Consider the following 15,366-nt stretch of genomic DNA (forward strand, 5'->3'; position numbering starts at 1 on the left):
GGTCGATGTGAATCAATTACGACTGAGTATTGCACAAGTATTGGAAAGTTCTGGCGAAGGACTAAAACTTGGTAGGTTTATCGATGCGTTGTTGATAATTCTGATTATCGGCAATGTTGTTGCGATTGTACTCGAGTCGGTTGAAGAGGTCGCTGCAAGCTACAAACACCTTTTTTTAGCAATTGAAATATTCTCTGTCGCGATTTTTACTATCGAATACCTGCTACGGTTATGGGTTTGTGTTGATAAAGAACATTATCGCGACTTACCTATTCCCAACTGGCGAAAACGCATTCGCTATTTGCGTTCTCCTTTAGCGATTATCGACTTAATGGCAATTTTGCCAACATACTTGATGCTGTTCGTCAGCTTTGATTTGCGCTTCTTACGTGTATTTAGACTATTACGTGTTTTTAAGCTGACTCGCTATTCGCGTGCTATGCAATTATTGTTGCAAAGTATTCGAGAAGAAAAAGGTCCATTGCTTGCCGCATTTTTTATTATGAGTGTGGCGCTTATCACCGCATCGTGCGGTATCTACTTAATTGAACATGACGAACAGCCGGATAAGTTTGGCTCCATTCCCGATGCCATGTGGTGGGCAATGGCAACACTCACCACGGTTGGTTATGGTGATGTTGTGCCAATTACCCCGCTTGGCCGCTTTTTTGGTGGGGTGATAACTGTGCTAAGTATGGGGATGGTGGCAATCCCAACTGGTTTACTGGCATCGAGCTTTTCAGATCAATTAAGACGCCGTAGGGTGCAATTCGCGCAGTACGTTGCATTATGCTCGCGCGATGGTGATATTTGCGAAAAAGACCAAATACAAATTGAAGAAATGCGTATTGAACTAGGCTTAAGTAAAAAAGAAGCCGAGCGTGCCATTAAGCGTAAAATGAATGAAATAAAACACATTAATTATTGCGCTAACTGTGGCCATAAAATCCCTTAGCATTTAACGCTTAAGCAACGACTTAACTTGTGACGCATCAAGCGGTGAGTAAAAGTAATAACCTTGCACATACTCACACCCTTCTGCTTGCAAGAACAGCAGCTGCTCCTTACTTTCAACTCCTTCAGCAATACACACTTTGCCTAAGCTTTTTGCAAGCGTTAAGGTTGAGCGAATAATCGCTTCATCGTCTGCTTCATCGCCAATATTTCGAACGAAGCCACCATCAATTTTAATCACATCCACCGGAAAACGTTTTAAGTAAGCCAGCGATGAGTAGCCGGTGCCAAAATCATCAAGATAAATGCGACAACCTGCATTTTTTAGCTTATCCATGGCCGCTTTTGCACTATCAAAATCAGCCATAAGTACAGATTCGGTAATCTCAAGTGCCACCATCTGACACGGCACTTCATACGTGTTGCACAGTGCAATAATTTGCTCTGCCAAATCCAGGTGATGGAAATCTTTCGCCGATAGGTTAATCGATACATAAAAGTCGATATCGATCTCGCACCAGTGTTGCATGTCTTGTACTGCGCGTGTTAACGATGCCATTGTCATTTCAGTAATGAGACCGGTATTTTCGGCAATGGCGATAAAACGCGATGGACTAACTGCTTCACCATTGTGCTGCCAGCGCATTAAGGTTTCAAAGCCAACCACCTTGCCTGTATTAACATCAATAATCGGCTGATATTGATTCGACAGTTCATTTTCACTATGTGCTTGCTTAAGCCTTGACTCTAAACGAAGCAATCGTTGTACTTTTTTATTCATTTCTTGTTGGAAAAACAAAAAGCACTCGCCACCGCGTTTTTTAGCGTGATACATCGCAATATCGGCAGCTTTAATCAAATTAATTGCGGTTGTTTCGTCATCTGGAAATATGGCAACACCAATGCTGGCAGTAATTCTCACGGTTTCGCCCGCCAGTGCAAATGGCTCTTTTAGCGCCGCAATTAAGCGCTGACACAAGGCTATAACGTCTTCTTTGCTATTAATATTCTCAAGCAATACAGTAAATTCATCGCTATTTAATCGCGCCGCGGTCGCCTTGCCGTCAATGACCTGTTTTATGCGTTCGGCTATTTCCACCAACAATTTATCACCATCATGATGACCAAATGAGTCATTCACTTTCTTAAACTGGTCAAGATCGATAAATAACACTGCCAATAACTGCTCGCTGTTTTTGTTTAGACTAATGGCATGAGCCACTCGACCAATAAATAAGCTGCGATTAGGTAACTTGGTTAGTTTGTCGTAATTTGCCAGTAAATACAGCGCTTGCTCAGCTTCTTTTTGACTACTGATATCGGTGATCACCACAATATAGTTATCAACCTCACCGTTTTCAGCCGCAATCGCAGTGGCTTTTATCAAGCAATTATATTTTGTGCCATCAGGGGTGGTGATGGTTTCTTCCGATTGATAATGTTCACCTACGTTTAGCTTACCAAGCGCCCTCAAATAATAAGTGCGCCTTTTAGCACTTAGGCCAAGTGATAGCTTGCGCGCTGAGTCTTGTTTAAGGTCAAAATGATGGCTTTCGCGCAATGCTTTATTTATCGCAAGAATATTAAACTCGCGGTCCATCACAAATACCCAATCGCGAGTATGCTCAAATGCGGCGCTAAATAAACGGGCACTGTTTTCAAAGTCACGCTCGCGCGTAAAGTTGGTGTAGGTTCCCGAAACGCGCTGCGGCACATCTTCGTCCCACTCAATAACACGACCCACATCTTTGTACCAACGCCAATGGCCTTGGCTATGACGTACTCGGTAGGCAACTTCAAATTCACCTTTATCGGTGCTGACAAATTCTAACCATTCAATGCGATAACGGGCTCTATCGTCGGGATGAATTTTTGCTAAGTATTCATCCAGTGATACTTCGCTTTTATCAAAACCTAGTTCATCGACTAGACGTGGCTGATAACTGTGTCCGAGGCCGCTTTGCCATTCCCACACCCCTGATTGACTGCTTTGTAGCGCCATTTTTAAACGCGTGGCGTTTTCACTACTTTGTTTATGTGCAGCTAGCAAGCGCGTTTGATAGCGATGGCGACGCAACATCCACACCGACACAATACTTGTCAATAATATAAAGTAAATGGCGAATGCCGCGGGAGAGCGCCAAGGTGGGTAATTTACCTGAATCGTAAAACTCTTAAAATCGGTATAACTGCCGTTTAACGGGTCTCTGGCACGTACGTAAAAAGTGTGTTTTCCCGGTGAAATTCGTGCAAACGCAACTTTGTTATTACTCGTTCTAACTAATGCAGAATCATCTAAACGGTATTCATATTCAACGCGTTCCTGATACTTAAATAACATCGCAGAAAAACCAATTTCTAAACCGATATCATCGTAATCAAGCTCAAGTAAATTTTGCTGAATAATCGACTCAGCTTCAAGTTTGCGCGACATTAGGGTAATTGAGGTAATATTCACCCGCTCTGATATGTGTTCATTCGCGTCATTGCGCTCGGGGAAAAAGCTGGTCACCCCTTTAATTGAGCCAAATACAATGCGACCATCAGAGTAAGTTATTTTTGCCGCCGAGTTAAACTCATTAACCGCAATGCCATCATCCACTGTGAACTGCCTAAAGTGTTGGGTATTTGGGTCAAAGCGCCAAATACCACTGTGGCTCGCCATCCAGATCATGCCTCGCTGATCTTTGGTTAGGCTATAAAACAACGATCCGCGGGTATCAACCCTGTCTTCGATTTTGTATTTTTCTTCAAATGTGGTGCTATCTAAACCAACTAACCCGTAGCCATAATAAGATAGCCAAAGAATGCCGTTGTTATCGATCACATAAGACGCAAGCGACAAATACTCCACTTCATCGGGGACTGGCGCGGTATAACGATACGCTACGGTGTTGTCCGGCATCAGTTGATATAACGTTTTATTGTGATAAAACAGCGGTAACTTGCTGTCATCTAGCGGCGGTAAAAAATACCCCGCAAATGTATCACCAATCACTTTTACGTCGGGGTGAATTTGCGTTAGTTCTTCTGTTACTACATTGTATTTAAAGTAGCCATAGCGAAAGCTCTTAAAATACATATCACCTGCGTTGTTAAAATGCCCTATCACAATCTGCTTGCTAAACATATCCTTGTACTTTTCAAAAGGCATTTCAACCGCTGAAATTGTTAACGTTTCCAAGTCAAAGGTAAATAATCCTCGCGTGCTTACCAGCCATAACTTGTCGTTAAAACTAAACATTTTATATACATGGAATTCATGGTTTAAGCGGTCAGCTAAGTAACCTTCTAGATAAGTTTGGCTTTGGTAAGAATAGGGATTGAAACGCGTAATACCGTCACTGGTTGCTAACCAAATATCTTTATTATGCTCAACAATGCTCCAAATATTGTTATGGGATAAACCACCATACAAAGTATCGCGGTTATAGTTTTGAAATGAGTAATTGTTATTCGAGACAAAATACGCACCGTCGGTTTTGCTCGCAAGCCACATTGAACCGTCATCTGAAAGCAGCATATCAACAATGCTATTATCGCTTAACTTAAAATCGGAATTATCGAGTTCTGTGCTTTTTATTAGCTGATCATCATCGGCAAAGTAATTATAAACACCTTCATTGGTGGCAAGCTTTAATCCCGATTTAAACGGCATGATTTTCCATATGTTTAAATCTGAAATACGCAGTTCGCTACTCAGTTTATCTATTTCACCAGCTACCAAGCGTTCAATATGATCAAGTTCAACTGTGTGCAAACCTTGCACGGTGCCAAGCCAAAGTTGAGAACCCGAGATATGAAATGACTTTGTATTGTATTGATCGTGATGCGCTGCGGGCTCATTTAAAAACTCTAGTTTAACGATTTTTTCAGTGCGCGTATCCATCACAAAGGCACCTTCCGATGTGCCTATTATTAGAAAGTGTTTGTAATATTTAAGTGCTCTAACATACGCGTATTTAAAGTCTCCTGGGATTTTAAACACACTTTTCACTTCCCCAGTTTCACTGTTTAACAGCGCCAAGTCATGAACGCGTCCCAACCAGTAAAAATTAGGTTGATGGGTTTCTAACATCACGACTGGAGAGTGAGTTCGGTCATTTTTAAAATCAAGCACTCGCTCAAGATGGTAAGTATCAGTTTTATATCGATACAAGCCAGAATAGGTAGTCGAAATCCAAATATCGTTTTGTTTGTCTTCGTAGAGGAAATCTATCGATTTATCACGCAGTTGCCCTTCAGCACCTGTCATAGTTGATAGTTGATAACCATCGTAACGGTTTACGCCTGCTTCGGTTCCAACCCATAAGTAACCATTTTTATCAACTAATAAACCCGTTACATAAGACTGAGCTAACCCTTCATTTGGCGAGAAACGACGTACGTTTGCCTTACTGTTTGCCAGCGCATTTATTGATACAGCACACAACAAAATCGTCAATACGCAGTATCGCCAAATCATTATGCACAATCCTTATTGGCTAACATACAGACGATTTTACGCCCTTGATTTTGATAAGCGCTAAATAACGGAGCCAGCTCAGCTGGCGCAGCATGTTCGATAAACCCGCAGCTTTGATACCAGCTAACTAAATGGTTGTAGGCAAAAGTGAAAAATGGTTTACGATAATCCAAAGCGATTGTTTTAATTAGTCTTGATGCCAGTTTTTGACCACGAAAGCAAGGTGCTGTAAATACGCCAGATAATAAAAACTGTCCGCCTTTTAAGCTTAACTTTGCAGCTGCCACAATTTGATTTTCAGCTTTGATAACCCATACCCTATCATGGCTTTTAGCACGCCCTCTTACCTTAAAGTTTTGATAGAACTTATTAACCAAAGGATACATAACTGGGTCCAATTGCTGGCACGTAAATGAACTCACATCATTGTCGCTAAATAGCGTTCAAAACGTTGTTTTAGCTCACCTTGCTCTGATTGTGGACGCTGTAAAATAGATGAATAAATTTGATCGCGCGTTGCTTTGCCACGCTTTACTTTAAACGCCCAAAACGACGCCTCGTAGTCGAGTTGAATTAAATACTTTTCTTGACGAGGTAAATTACACAAATTGAAAGACATGTTCTTTTAATACAGCTAATAAAATATTATGTTATTGTAGCAATGTACCATATAAGTTTGACCAATCAACACTAAAATGAACGCTGCGTTACGTCACAAAATGATAAAAAACTCGACAACTAAAAGCTGCAAGCGTGCTTGTACCATACTTTGTGCCTTATTGTTTTTGAGTAAGATGGCGTGGGCAAATGCCCCCATAAAGCAAGCGCTAGTGTTTAATAAACCGTTAGATACACACGTTTCTCGCTTATTAATCAAACGTCTAACACCTGCTTATAAAGCAATTGGTGTCGATATAAGCATTATTGAGTTTGATCACAAAAGCTCACTTGCTGCGGCTAACCTTGGAGAGCTTGATGGCCAGATTGGTCGTGTGATTGGTATTTCTAAGGAATACCCAAACCTAATTGCGAGTAATACTCCGTTAATGTATTTGAATTTGGTACTGCTTACCAACAAGGGGCAATGCGAGCATTGTCGCATTCAGCAGTTGAGTACAATTAGCCACAACCCAAGCTACCCGTTTGCACAAAAATTTATTGCTCAAGAAAAATTTAAAGGTGAGGTAATAAGTAATAATAACCTTACTAGTCAGTTGCATATGCTGCGCGACCGCACAATTGATGGCATTTTAGTACTTGAATATTTGCTAACGCATCACATTGATGATGCCACCCTAGCCCATTTTAATAAACGCATTGTCTCGCAAAAACCTATCCATCATTACCTGCACAAACAACATAAAGCAATTTTGGCACAATTAGACCTACAGTTAATGCAAAGTGCTGAAGCTACCCTTGAACATAAAACCCCTAAATAAACGAGTTTAGATACGGCGAGATTAGGCAAACCTAAAAGTCGAGTTTTGTTTGCTCTGTATCCAGCTCTGGTGAGATTTGCTGTTGAGCCATTTTTCGACGAATGCGCTTTTCGCGTTGTGCGCAAAGCTTAATCACATGTTTTTTTTGCGCGTTCGTTAATTGGTTCCAATGAAAGCGCTCTTCTCGCGAACGAAAACACCCTAAGCAATAACCTCGGTTATTAGCCTGACATACCCCTTTGCACGGACTGGGTATTTCAAATATTTCTATTTGCTCAATAATTGGTTTTTGGTCAGCCATTCACTCACAATAGTTTGCTTGCAAAGCAGGCAAACTTAGGTCTTTTTTTACGCACTCATATTTACAGTTTAACCATTTTTTGCACAAAAAAAACCAGAGTATTACTCTGGTTTCTTAAAACTATAATTTACTTAGGCTTGCTGGTTACTTTTGATTAAATACCGGCTTCGCGTAAATTTGCTTAATAAATTCATGTAATTCCGGAGCAACCCCTTCAAAGCGGCTGTGGTAAACACGCTTCGCATCGCCACAAATTTCATGTTCTGCAGATTCTGCCGCCAAATAATTATTGGGGTGCAAGAAGTAGTTTTTGTGAATGTAGTTATCAATGGTTTCAGCAAGTTGATCTGGGGTATCGCAATCGCTGGTAATTGGCTCGCCAAATGATAAATGCACATGCCCTTTATTCGTAGCAAATCCTTCAATAATGCTGGCAATATCTTCACCTTGCGCTTTTTTGTATTCGCCAAAGGTCGCTTTATGATACTGCTCTTTTGCCTTCGCTTTTTCGCATGGTTCAAATTCATATGAAATCGCAACCGGTACAACATTGATCGATTTTACATAGTCTGCAAAGTCCATTTTTAGTTTGCGACCATGTAGCTGCAACATTTTAATCAGTGCAGGATCGGTAACATCATTACCATCTTTCGCTCGTCCTTCTTTTTGCGCAATCCAAACTGAATTACCGCTATCAAGCGAATCATAAATATAATGCGAAAGTGTCGTAAGCGTTCTCAGCATCTCTTTTGGCGACTTAACAGAACGTTTAACAATAAAACTCTTATTTAAACGCATTAACTCGGTCATGTATGGCACTTGCAACAGGTTATCACCAATCGCAATGCGCACGGTTTTCATATTATTTTGAAATAGACCGTAGTTTACAAAAGCCGGATCAAGCGCAATATCACGGTGGTTTGAGATAAACAGGTACGCTTTGTTTTTATCAAGCTTATCTAATCCTGAGAAAGTAACTTTGCTGGTTGTGCGCTTAACTAAAATATCAAGATAACGTGAAACGGCCTGCTGAACTTCATCAACAGTTTTAAATTTACCGTATTTGTTACGCAATTTTGATTTAACTAAGTAGTTGCCAAGAAATGGAATAGTACGCAACCATGATGGTAAGTTGTGCTCTGCAATTACCGAGATAAATGCATCATCATTTAACAGACGCTCAACAGACGCGGCTACTTCTTCATCATTATATGGGCGAATATCTGCAAATTTATCGTTTGAATTAGTCATAACTTGGTTTACTGCATCACAAAAAGGTCGGATATTTTACCTGTCATTATTCTGTTTGGCTAAATTTAACATCTCTTACCAGTTAAGAGTAAATTAAATGGTTATCAAACCGCAACGGTTGTAACTGAAAAATAGGCATGTTTTTACTATCGTTAATTACTTGTCCCTTGCCGTTTGTGACAATAAATTCATTTTGCGCACTCGCTACACCCGCACAATCGGCAAAACGTTCATGACGAATAAACTGATGATTATCCAATTGCCAATACGCCACAATAGCACCGCGAGGAGAGGTAACTGCAATACGATTATCACTATCAGCAATTGCAATACTGGCAACGTAATGCTCGAAGTTTTGCCAAAACTTTGGCTCTGCCTGCAATGGCTGAAATTCGCGCCCTAGTTTATGGCTAAACACCAAAGGATGCGCATCGCGATAATTTCCCTGATATTGCGCTCCAACAATCACTTCGCCACTGTTTGCTACCGCTAGATGACGTAAACTTAACTGAAAATGCGGAGGAGTGACAGATTCAACTAACTTGCCAGTGTCGAGGTGAATGTAGCTTAAATTTGGTGCCATACTCGCTAGATTTAATTTTTCACGACCTTTATCTGGATGTGTTTTAATGCCCCCATTGGCAACCACAATATGTTCACCATCGGGCATTAACGCGCATTGATGCGGCCCAATACCGCCACTTGGTACACGCTTTTCCACGGCAAAATTGTGAGTATTGCGCACAACTAAGTAACCACCAGCACTTTCAATATGATTTTCTGTGGTGATCAGTTGCTTACGTTTACTATCAAACACACCATGACCATAAAAATGAAAACCTTGCTCTGCATTGATGATTTTCTCTAGCTGGTTTTGTGCTAAGTTCACCACAAACAGCTTGGTAAACGGACGGCGTGAAAACGCCACAACCCGTTCACTATCAAGCATTAATAAATCATGGCCGCGATTATCAATTTTAACCTGGTTTAATAAATTCCCTGCTTTATCAAATGCCACCACAAAATGTTCACCTTGGTGGTTGGTTGCCGCACTAACAAAACGACGTTGCGCTTTGCTTGAACACGCAACTAAGTTAGCGCCGAGTGATAAACTTAAACCACATAACGCTAAACTTTTGATAAACGCTCTACGCTCCATGATTAATCACCGTCATTCGAATTAAAGTTAGGATTAAGGCCCGTAAGCTGAATAAAATCGGTAGACAGGTAAGTTCTTAATTCGTCTATTTTTGTGATGAGTGGCGACAGTTTATTGCGGCTGTCTTGTGTTGTTACCGCTTGCGATAGCGGTTTCTCGATATCATTTAGTAACACATCAATTTCGTCAAAGTAATTTAGAATAGTGTCATTCACTTGTGTATTTTCATGAATATCCACTAAGTACTCGTCAAAGCCATAACCATTGCCCGCAAGGTAAGCCTGCTTCAGTCCTGCAAAATTGGTTTTAATGTTTTCAAGCGACGATAAGCCAATGTAACTTTCCGCTTTTTCTGGGTAACCTGGGATCAGCGTGCCTTTAACATTATTGAGCTTGTTATCTTTAATCACTTCAATTAGCTCAAACCAATTAGTAATAAAATCTTCAAGCACCGCTTGTTTCGTATTGTACTCGCCGCTGCCATTTTTAAAATCAAGGACAAAACCAATCTTCTCGTGTTGCCATAGTGCTAAAATTTCAGTTGCAACTGTTTTCACATTAGCGGCGATTGCCATTACCGCGAGGCAACGATCTTGTTTATTGCTTGCACTTAGTAACGATGCATCTTGTGCTTGATTAAAAATTAATAACTCGAGCGCTGGTAATCCTTGTGCACCATCTTGTAGGCTAGCAACGGCGTTCTCATCTATCGCTTGAGCCGCAAGTAATGACGCAACACCGCGTTGAACGGCATTATTGTTATCAGGCCAAAATTGTAAGCGATAATGGCGAAATTCTTCGGACTCAGGCCCCATTTTTACCGCTTTCGCAAATTGCCATGCCTTGCTTAATGCTAACCATGCATTTTTTAATTCTGTTAGCTCGCTTTCGCTTGGCGCCTGATAAGCACAAAACATAATGCTCGCCGCATCTAGTTTATCCGCTTCATCCATCAATGTTTGGTATGCTGGCAAAATATAATTATCAGCTTGCGCTGCTAATAATTTTGTCATGGCTTCATCTTTCGTTAGTTTAACCACGGGTGGCGTAATAGGTGGTTTTTCGCTGTTGTTATCGCTGCCACCACCACATGCACTTAGTAACGCAGCCGTCACAAGCAAAGAAAGTGCTTTTAGTTTCATCGTATTTGCCCTTAAATTTGTTTTAGAAAATAAATCAATGCGTCACGCTGCTGTTGGTCAAACGCTACAAACGCGCTTTTTGATTGCTCGGCTTCACCGCCATGCCACAAAATCGCTTCAGCCACTGTTTTAGCACGGCCATCATGTAAAAATGCCTGATAGCCTTGTACTTTTTCTTGTAATCCTAGCCCCCAAAGTGGTGGCGTGCGCCACTCTCGACCATTGGCTAATCCCTCAGCTTTACCATCAGCCAGTGCTTCGCCCATATCGTGTAACGCCAAATTGGTGTAAGGCCAGATAGTTTGATTTGCCAGCTCTTTAAGTGGGTAGTCGCTTGCCGTGGTATAACTTGGAGTGTGACAACTATGGCAATTCGCTTGATAAAAAAGTGCTCTGCCCTGTTGTGCTTTTTCCGAAGTAAGCTTTCGGGTCGGTTGCACCGCAATGTGCGCCCCCATAAATACCGTTAACTTATGCAGCTTTTCTGGTATTTCTAGCTTACGATCGTGACCGCCCATTGTTGATGCACGCTGACAAAGCGGTTGAGATGACGTGCAAGTATCGTGTGTGAAAAACGGATTGGTTATGCCGATATCATTAACAAATGCCGCAGCCGTTTGTGATGCTAAACTTGGTTGACTCGCTTTAAAGCCAAAACGTCCAATCATCTGCTGCTTAGTTTTTGCACTAATCACACGATTGTACTTAGCCGAAATACCATCGTTGTTTTTATCCGCAATATCTTCTTGCGCAGTAAGATCGTGTTCACTAATCGCGTCCAACAACCCCATTCCGTAAAGTGCTGGCGCATAACGTGGCGATAACACCGTATTGGGTTGCAATTCGCCATAGGCTAAATCAACCAATTGGTAATGTGGCTTGCTTAAAGTGTAAGGCGTGCCATCCGCATATTGACCCGATATGCTTTCGTAACGAATAGTTACTTTGCCTTCCGCCGCAAGTGATTCAGGTTTTGCTAGTTTAATCGCAAATGGCTGGAATTGGCCGCCATAGTGTTTATCAACCGCATTGCCATCATCACGCTTACCTAAACGAAAAAGCAATGCCATTGGCGCATGCGTGCCCTCCCCAACAAGCTTTCCTCGACCACCACGAATATGACATGCTTTACATGAACGCGCGTTATAAAGCGGGCCTAAACCATCACGGTCTTGAGTTGCAGCAGGTGCTGCGACCCAAGGATCACGAAAAAATGAAAAGCCATCCCAAAAATCAAGCTGCCTATCTAAATCGAGATTTTCTGAGGGATGAATAAAAGTACGTGTATTAAGTCGCTTTAAGGTTGTTGCGCCGCCAGGGCGCAACTCGCTATGTGAAAATTCAGGTACAGTTTGCTCTTTACAACCAATTAGCAAAGTGCCAAAAATACACGCAGTTAAAAGACTTCGTTTAATCATAGTGAGTTTAAAAACGCCAATAATTGTGAGCGCTCAGTTTTAGACATTGCAAGGTAGGCTTGCTTAGCTTTTTCTGCCTCGCCGCTATGCCATAAAATAGCCTCGCTGATGGTGCGTGCTCGACCATCATGCAAATAAGTAGCGCGCGCATTTACCTGCTGTACCAAGCCTAATCCCCAAAGCGGCGTTGTACGCCACTCAGTACCAGATGCTTGTCCCTCGGGGCGGTTATCTGCAAGACCTTCACAGCGCTGCACATAAATGCAATTTTCACCAACCTGACAGCTACCGCCTTGTGCGTTTTCTAATTTAATAGGCGCACATTCGCCGCCCATATCATGTAGTAACAAGTCACTGTAAGGATAAATAACTTGCTCGCTAAGTGCAGCAATCGGCGTACTTTCGCCAGTAAAACCAAGAATATCGACATCACCTAATAAACTTGCCGGTGCTTCACCTGTTTTATGGCGTGGTACATGACAGCCATTACAGTTAGCGTCGAAAAATAACGCACGGCCACGCGTGACATCGTTTTGCCAAGTATTAGTTTGCTCGTCGAACCCTCGTCTTGCTGGCACAGCTAATAAACGGTTATAAAATTCAACTTGTGCGAGATCTAAATCACTTAAATCAAGACCATTGGCTTCACTGTTTTGCTCTAATGCAGCTTGTTCATTACAGGCAACTTGATTGTCGGTGCACGGCTCTGCTTGGTTAATACGATTAGTCACGCCCATATCACCGCGATAGGCCCCCGCTATTTGCTGCAACACGGATGCAGTGCCAAGTTTATAGCCAAAACGTGCTAATTTAGTTTGCTCTGAAATAGGCTCTGTTACATACGCAGCACGGCCAGAAATACCATCATTATCAACATCGTCAGGGTCAGCGTAGCTGGTAATGTACTGTTCAGGAATTGCATGCAGCAAACCTGAGCCAAAAATCGCAGGTGAAACACGGGCAGAGAACCTTACCGTGTCGTTAAATGGGCCGTAAGATAAATCGGTTACTTTATAAATGGGTTTGCGCAACTCGTATTCTTCGCCATCGGCAAATTTACCTGTTACGTTTTCATACTCAACAAACGCATAGGCTTCGCCATATGCCAAACCTTCATCTAACGCGCCGTTAAACTTAGGTAATGCGCCTGTCGGGTGTCCGGCAACCGTGCCAAATGTTTGTAATTGATCGCCATACACAGCATCGGGTTGACCATTCTCATCACTAATCCGTAGGAACATACTGGTCATTGCACGCTGCGGTGAGCTTGGCACTTCGCCACGACCATCTTTAATATGACACCCTTGGCAAGTTGGGTTATTAAAAACAGGGCCTAATCCTTTGTGTGCGCCTCTAAATAAGTGATCACCCGATTTAAATACCGCGTCTAATGCAAAATCACTGCGAATTGCCGGTGCCGATTGGCTGAATGCGTCTTCATTTTGAACATCGGTTGTTACTACGCCACCCGCTAGGTGCTCGTTGGTGTCAGGCGTACTGCTGCTAAGCGGTGCTAAGCCATCATTTGGCTGTCCCGGCAGTGTGACAACAGGCGGCTGAGGTTCGCTAGGCTTTGCTTCTGGTGATTGCGATGAGCCACCACAACCCAAAGCACTTAACATAAAACTGGTTAGTAAAAGATGTCGCTTCATAAATGCCCCTAGAAACGAAAAAAGCGCTGCAAAATAGCAGCGCCAATAATAGTGTTAGCTTATTAGCTACCAAACTCGTCAGTATCTTGCTCAAGATCACCCGTGGTTACTTCTAACGCTTCAATTGCTTGTTTAATCACTTGAGTTTGTGATTTAAGCGCTTCGATTGTGTGTGTAACAGGTTGCTTTAAATCAGCATTTTGAATTTGCACATCAAATGAGTAACCTAGCTTAGCGTTAGTATCGATAACTGCCGCTTTCGCCATCGTATCTTCAATCGCAGCACGTAATTCATTGGCAAGTTCATGCGAACCATCCACTACCAGTAAATCGTAAATGCTAGCACCTTCTAATGTTTCACCATCCATACGCTGGTAAGCACCATTAAATGCGTTTTGAATACCCTTAGCATTTAAGAAAATATCGCGGTGTGTATTATCTGAAAAACACGAGTGCTCGTCTTCTTGTGAATCGGTACGAAGTGCAATACTCATGCGCTCACCAGCAAGTTCACCAAAGCTTAAACGGCCCATGCCTTCTAGAATTTTCGCCAACGACGCTTTTACGTTTTCGTCTTTTGTAAATTCAACATAGTGAAAACCTGAACCTGGAGTCCATGCATCAACAACACCTTGTAAATCGTCAATCAATAAATCTGCCGCTGCAATTAGGTAGTCACCGCGGCGTTCACAAATCACCGAATCAACCACGTTATCTGCGCCAGATGTACACTCACCCATGCCACTTGCCGCAGTGTAATAATCGTTTACTTTACGGTAGCCAGCACTGTAGTCACGGTTTGGCGTGTAAGAACCATCAGCATTAAGATCTTGTCCCCACAGTAAAAATTCAATCGCGTGATAACCTGATGTTACATTGGCTTCATCATCGCCGCGCTCAAATTGTTCAGCGAGTAACGCTTTGGTGATATCTGGGAACTCAGCAAGATCGGCAATAATATTGCCACCTACTGGCAAACTTGCAGGGTTTTCAGGCAGTTGTGCGCCATCCATGTCAATTGTGTAATCAATTAGCGCTTCGGCTAGTGGCCATGCGTTGATTGCGCCTTCAGGACCTTCTTCAGCAACTAATACCGGGTTACCATTGTCATCACGCGTTAGATTGTCGATTGGCCCTTCACGAAAGCGATAAACTTCTGACTGACCATAAGGTTCGCGAGCATCTAACCACGCATTTTTAGCGGCGCTAAAGTTAGCTTCGCTTGGCTCTGCAACAAACTGCTCAATCACATTTTTAAGCTGTTTAGCAGCGATAAGTGAATCGGCGTAAACCGCATATGCATGCTGTGCATTGGTAACAACGACATCTTTTTCGGTCACATACGTTGATACACCACTTTCGCCACTTACACCTGGTGCGCCGTCTGCCCCGTCTTTGCCATCGTCACCGCTACATGCTGCAAGCATTGCAACACATAACGAAGAAAGTGCAAAATTCGCTATTTTTTTCATTATGTTAATCCCTGATATTTTTATGATTGAGTAATACCAATTTTTATCAAAAACGTAATTGGCTTAATAAAACTGCGAAGCATTCTAAAACCCAAAACAAATTAGATCAATAA

General features: G+C 42.2%; 12 protein-coding genes. 2 read left to right on the forward strand and 10 right to left on the reverse strand.

Going from position 1 to position 15,366, the window contains the following annotated elements; genetic code table 11:
* Nucleotides 1-7: 7 nt before the first annotated feature.
* Complete coding sequence (locus AN214_RS10500; protein WP_054979692.1) at nucleotides 8-955, forward strand: ion transporter; 948 nt, start codon at nucleotides 8-10, stop codon at nucleotides 953-955.
* Nucleotides 956-958: 3 nt separating this feature from the next.
* Here the strand turns inward: AN214_RS10500 and AN214_RS10505 are convergent, their stop codons facing one another.
* The 3 genes from AN214_RS10505 to AN214_RS10515 are packed head-to-tail and all read right to left on the reverse strand — an operon-like array spanning nucleotide 959 to nucleotide 6,038.
* Complete coding sequence (locus AN214_RS10505; RefSeq protein ID WP_082428552.1) at nucleotides 959-5,419, reverse strand: EAL domain-containing protein; 4,461 nt, start codon at nucleotides 5,417-5,419, stop codon at nucleotides 959-961.
* Nucleotides 5,419-5,805, reverse strand: coding sequence for a GNAT family N-acetyltransferase (locus AN214_RS10510; RefSeq protein ID WP_054979694.1), 387 nt, complete (start codon nucleotides 5,803-5,805; stop codon nucleotides 5,419-5,421). Before AN214_RS10510 ends, AN214_RS10505 begins: the two co-directional genes overlap by 1 nt.
* A 32-nt stretch (nucleotides 5,806-5,837) precedes the next feature.
* On the reverse strand, nucleotides 5,838-6,038 hold the full coding sequence (locus AN214_RS10515; protein ID WP_010560900.1) for a DUF3283 family protein: 201 nt from the start codon (nucleotides 6,036-6,038) through the stop codon (nucleotides 5,838-5,840).
* A gap of 175 nt (nucleotides 6,039-6,213) precedes the next feature.
* Between AN214_RS10515 and AN214_RS10520 the strand changes: the two genes are divergently transcribed.
* Entirely contained in the window at nucleotides 6,214-6,858 is a 645-nt protein-coding gene (locus AN214_RS10520; RefSeq protein WP_152960751.1) for a hypothetical protein, read from the forward strand.
* Between the two features lie 31 nt (nucleotides 6,859-6,889).
* Here the strand turns inward: AN214_RS10520 and AN214_RS10525 are convergent, their stop codons facing one another.
* The 7 genes from AN214_RS10525 to AN214_RS10555 form a co-directional block, all read right to left on the reverse strand.
* A complete protein-coding gene (locus AN214_RS10525) occupies nucleotides 6,890-7,138 on the reverse strand; it encodes a DUF1289 domain-containing protein (protein ID WP_054979753.1) in 249 nt (82 codons plus the stop codon).
* Between the two features lie 165 nt (nucleotides 7,139-7,303).
* Nucleotides 7,304-8,410 carry a 1-acyl-sn-glycerol-3-phosphate acyltransferase gene (locus tag AN214_RS10530; protein WP_054979696.1) on the reverse strand — a complete coding sequence of 369 codons (1,107 nt, stop codon included), beginning with the start codon at nucleotides 8,408-8,410 and terminating at the stop codon, nucleotides 7,304-7,306.
* An 82-nt stretch (nucleotides 8,411-8,492) separates the two neighbouring features.
* Complete coding sequence (locus AN214_RS10535) at nucleotides 8,493-9,569, reverse strand: DUF1513 domain-containing protein (protein ID WP_054979697.1); 1,077 nt, start codon at nucleotides 9,567-9,569, stop codon at nucleotides 8,493-8,495.
* 2 nt (nucleotides 9,570-9,571) lie between these two features.
* The gene (locus tag AN214_RS10540) at nucleotides 9,572-10,711 is read right to left on the reverse strand and encodes an imelysin family protein (RefSeq protein WP_054979698.1); all 1,140 of its coding nucleotides are present in this window, start codon (nucleotides 10,709-10,711) and stop codon (nucleotides 9,572-9,574) included.
* Between the two features lie 11 nt (nucleotides 10,712-10,722).
* Complete coding sequence (locus AN214_RS10545; protein ID WP_054979699.1) at nucleotides 10,723-12,129, reverse strand: di-heme oxidoredictase family protein; 1,407 nt, start codon at nucleotides 12,127-12,129, stop codon at nucleotides 10,723-10,725.
* A complete protein-coding gene (locus AN214_RS10550) occupies nucleotides 12,126-13,781 on the reverse strand; it encodes a di-heme oxidoredictase family protein (RefSeq protein ID WP_054979700.1) in 1,656 nt (551 codons plus the stop codon). Before AN214_RS10550 ends, AN214_RS10545 begins: the two co-directional genes overlap by 4 nt.
* A 62-nt stretch (nucleotides 13,782-13,843) precedes the next feature.
* Nucleotides 13,844-15,253, reverse strand: a complete 1,410-nt coding sequence (locus tag AN214_RS10555; protein ID WP_054979701.1) for an imelysin family protein — start codon at nucleotides 15,251-15,253, stop codon at nucleotides 13,844-13,846.
* Nucleotides 15,254-15,366 lie beyond the last annotated feature (113 nt).

This window comes from Pseudoalteromonas sp. P1-9 (assembly GCF_001399975.1).
Classification (GTDB): Bacteria; Pseudomonadota; Gammaproteobacteria; order Enterobacterales; family Alteromonadaceae; genus Pseudoalteromonas.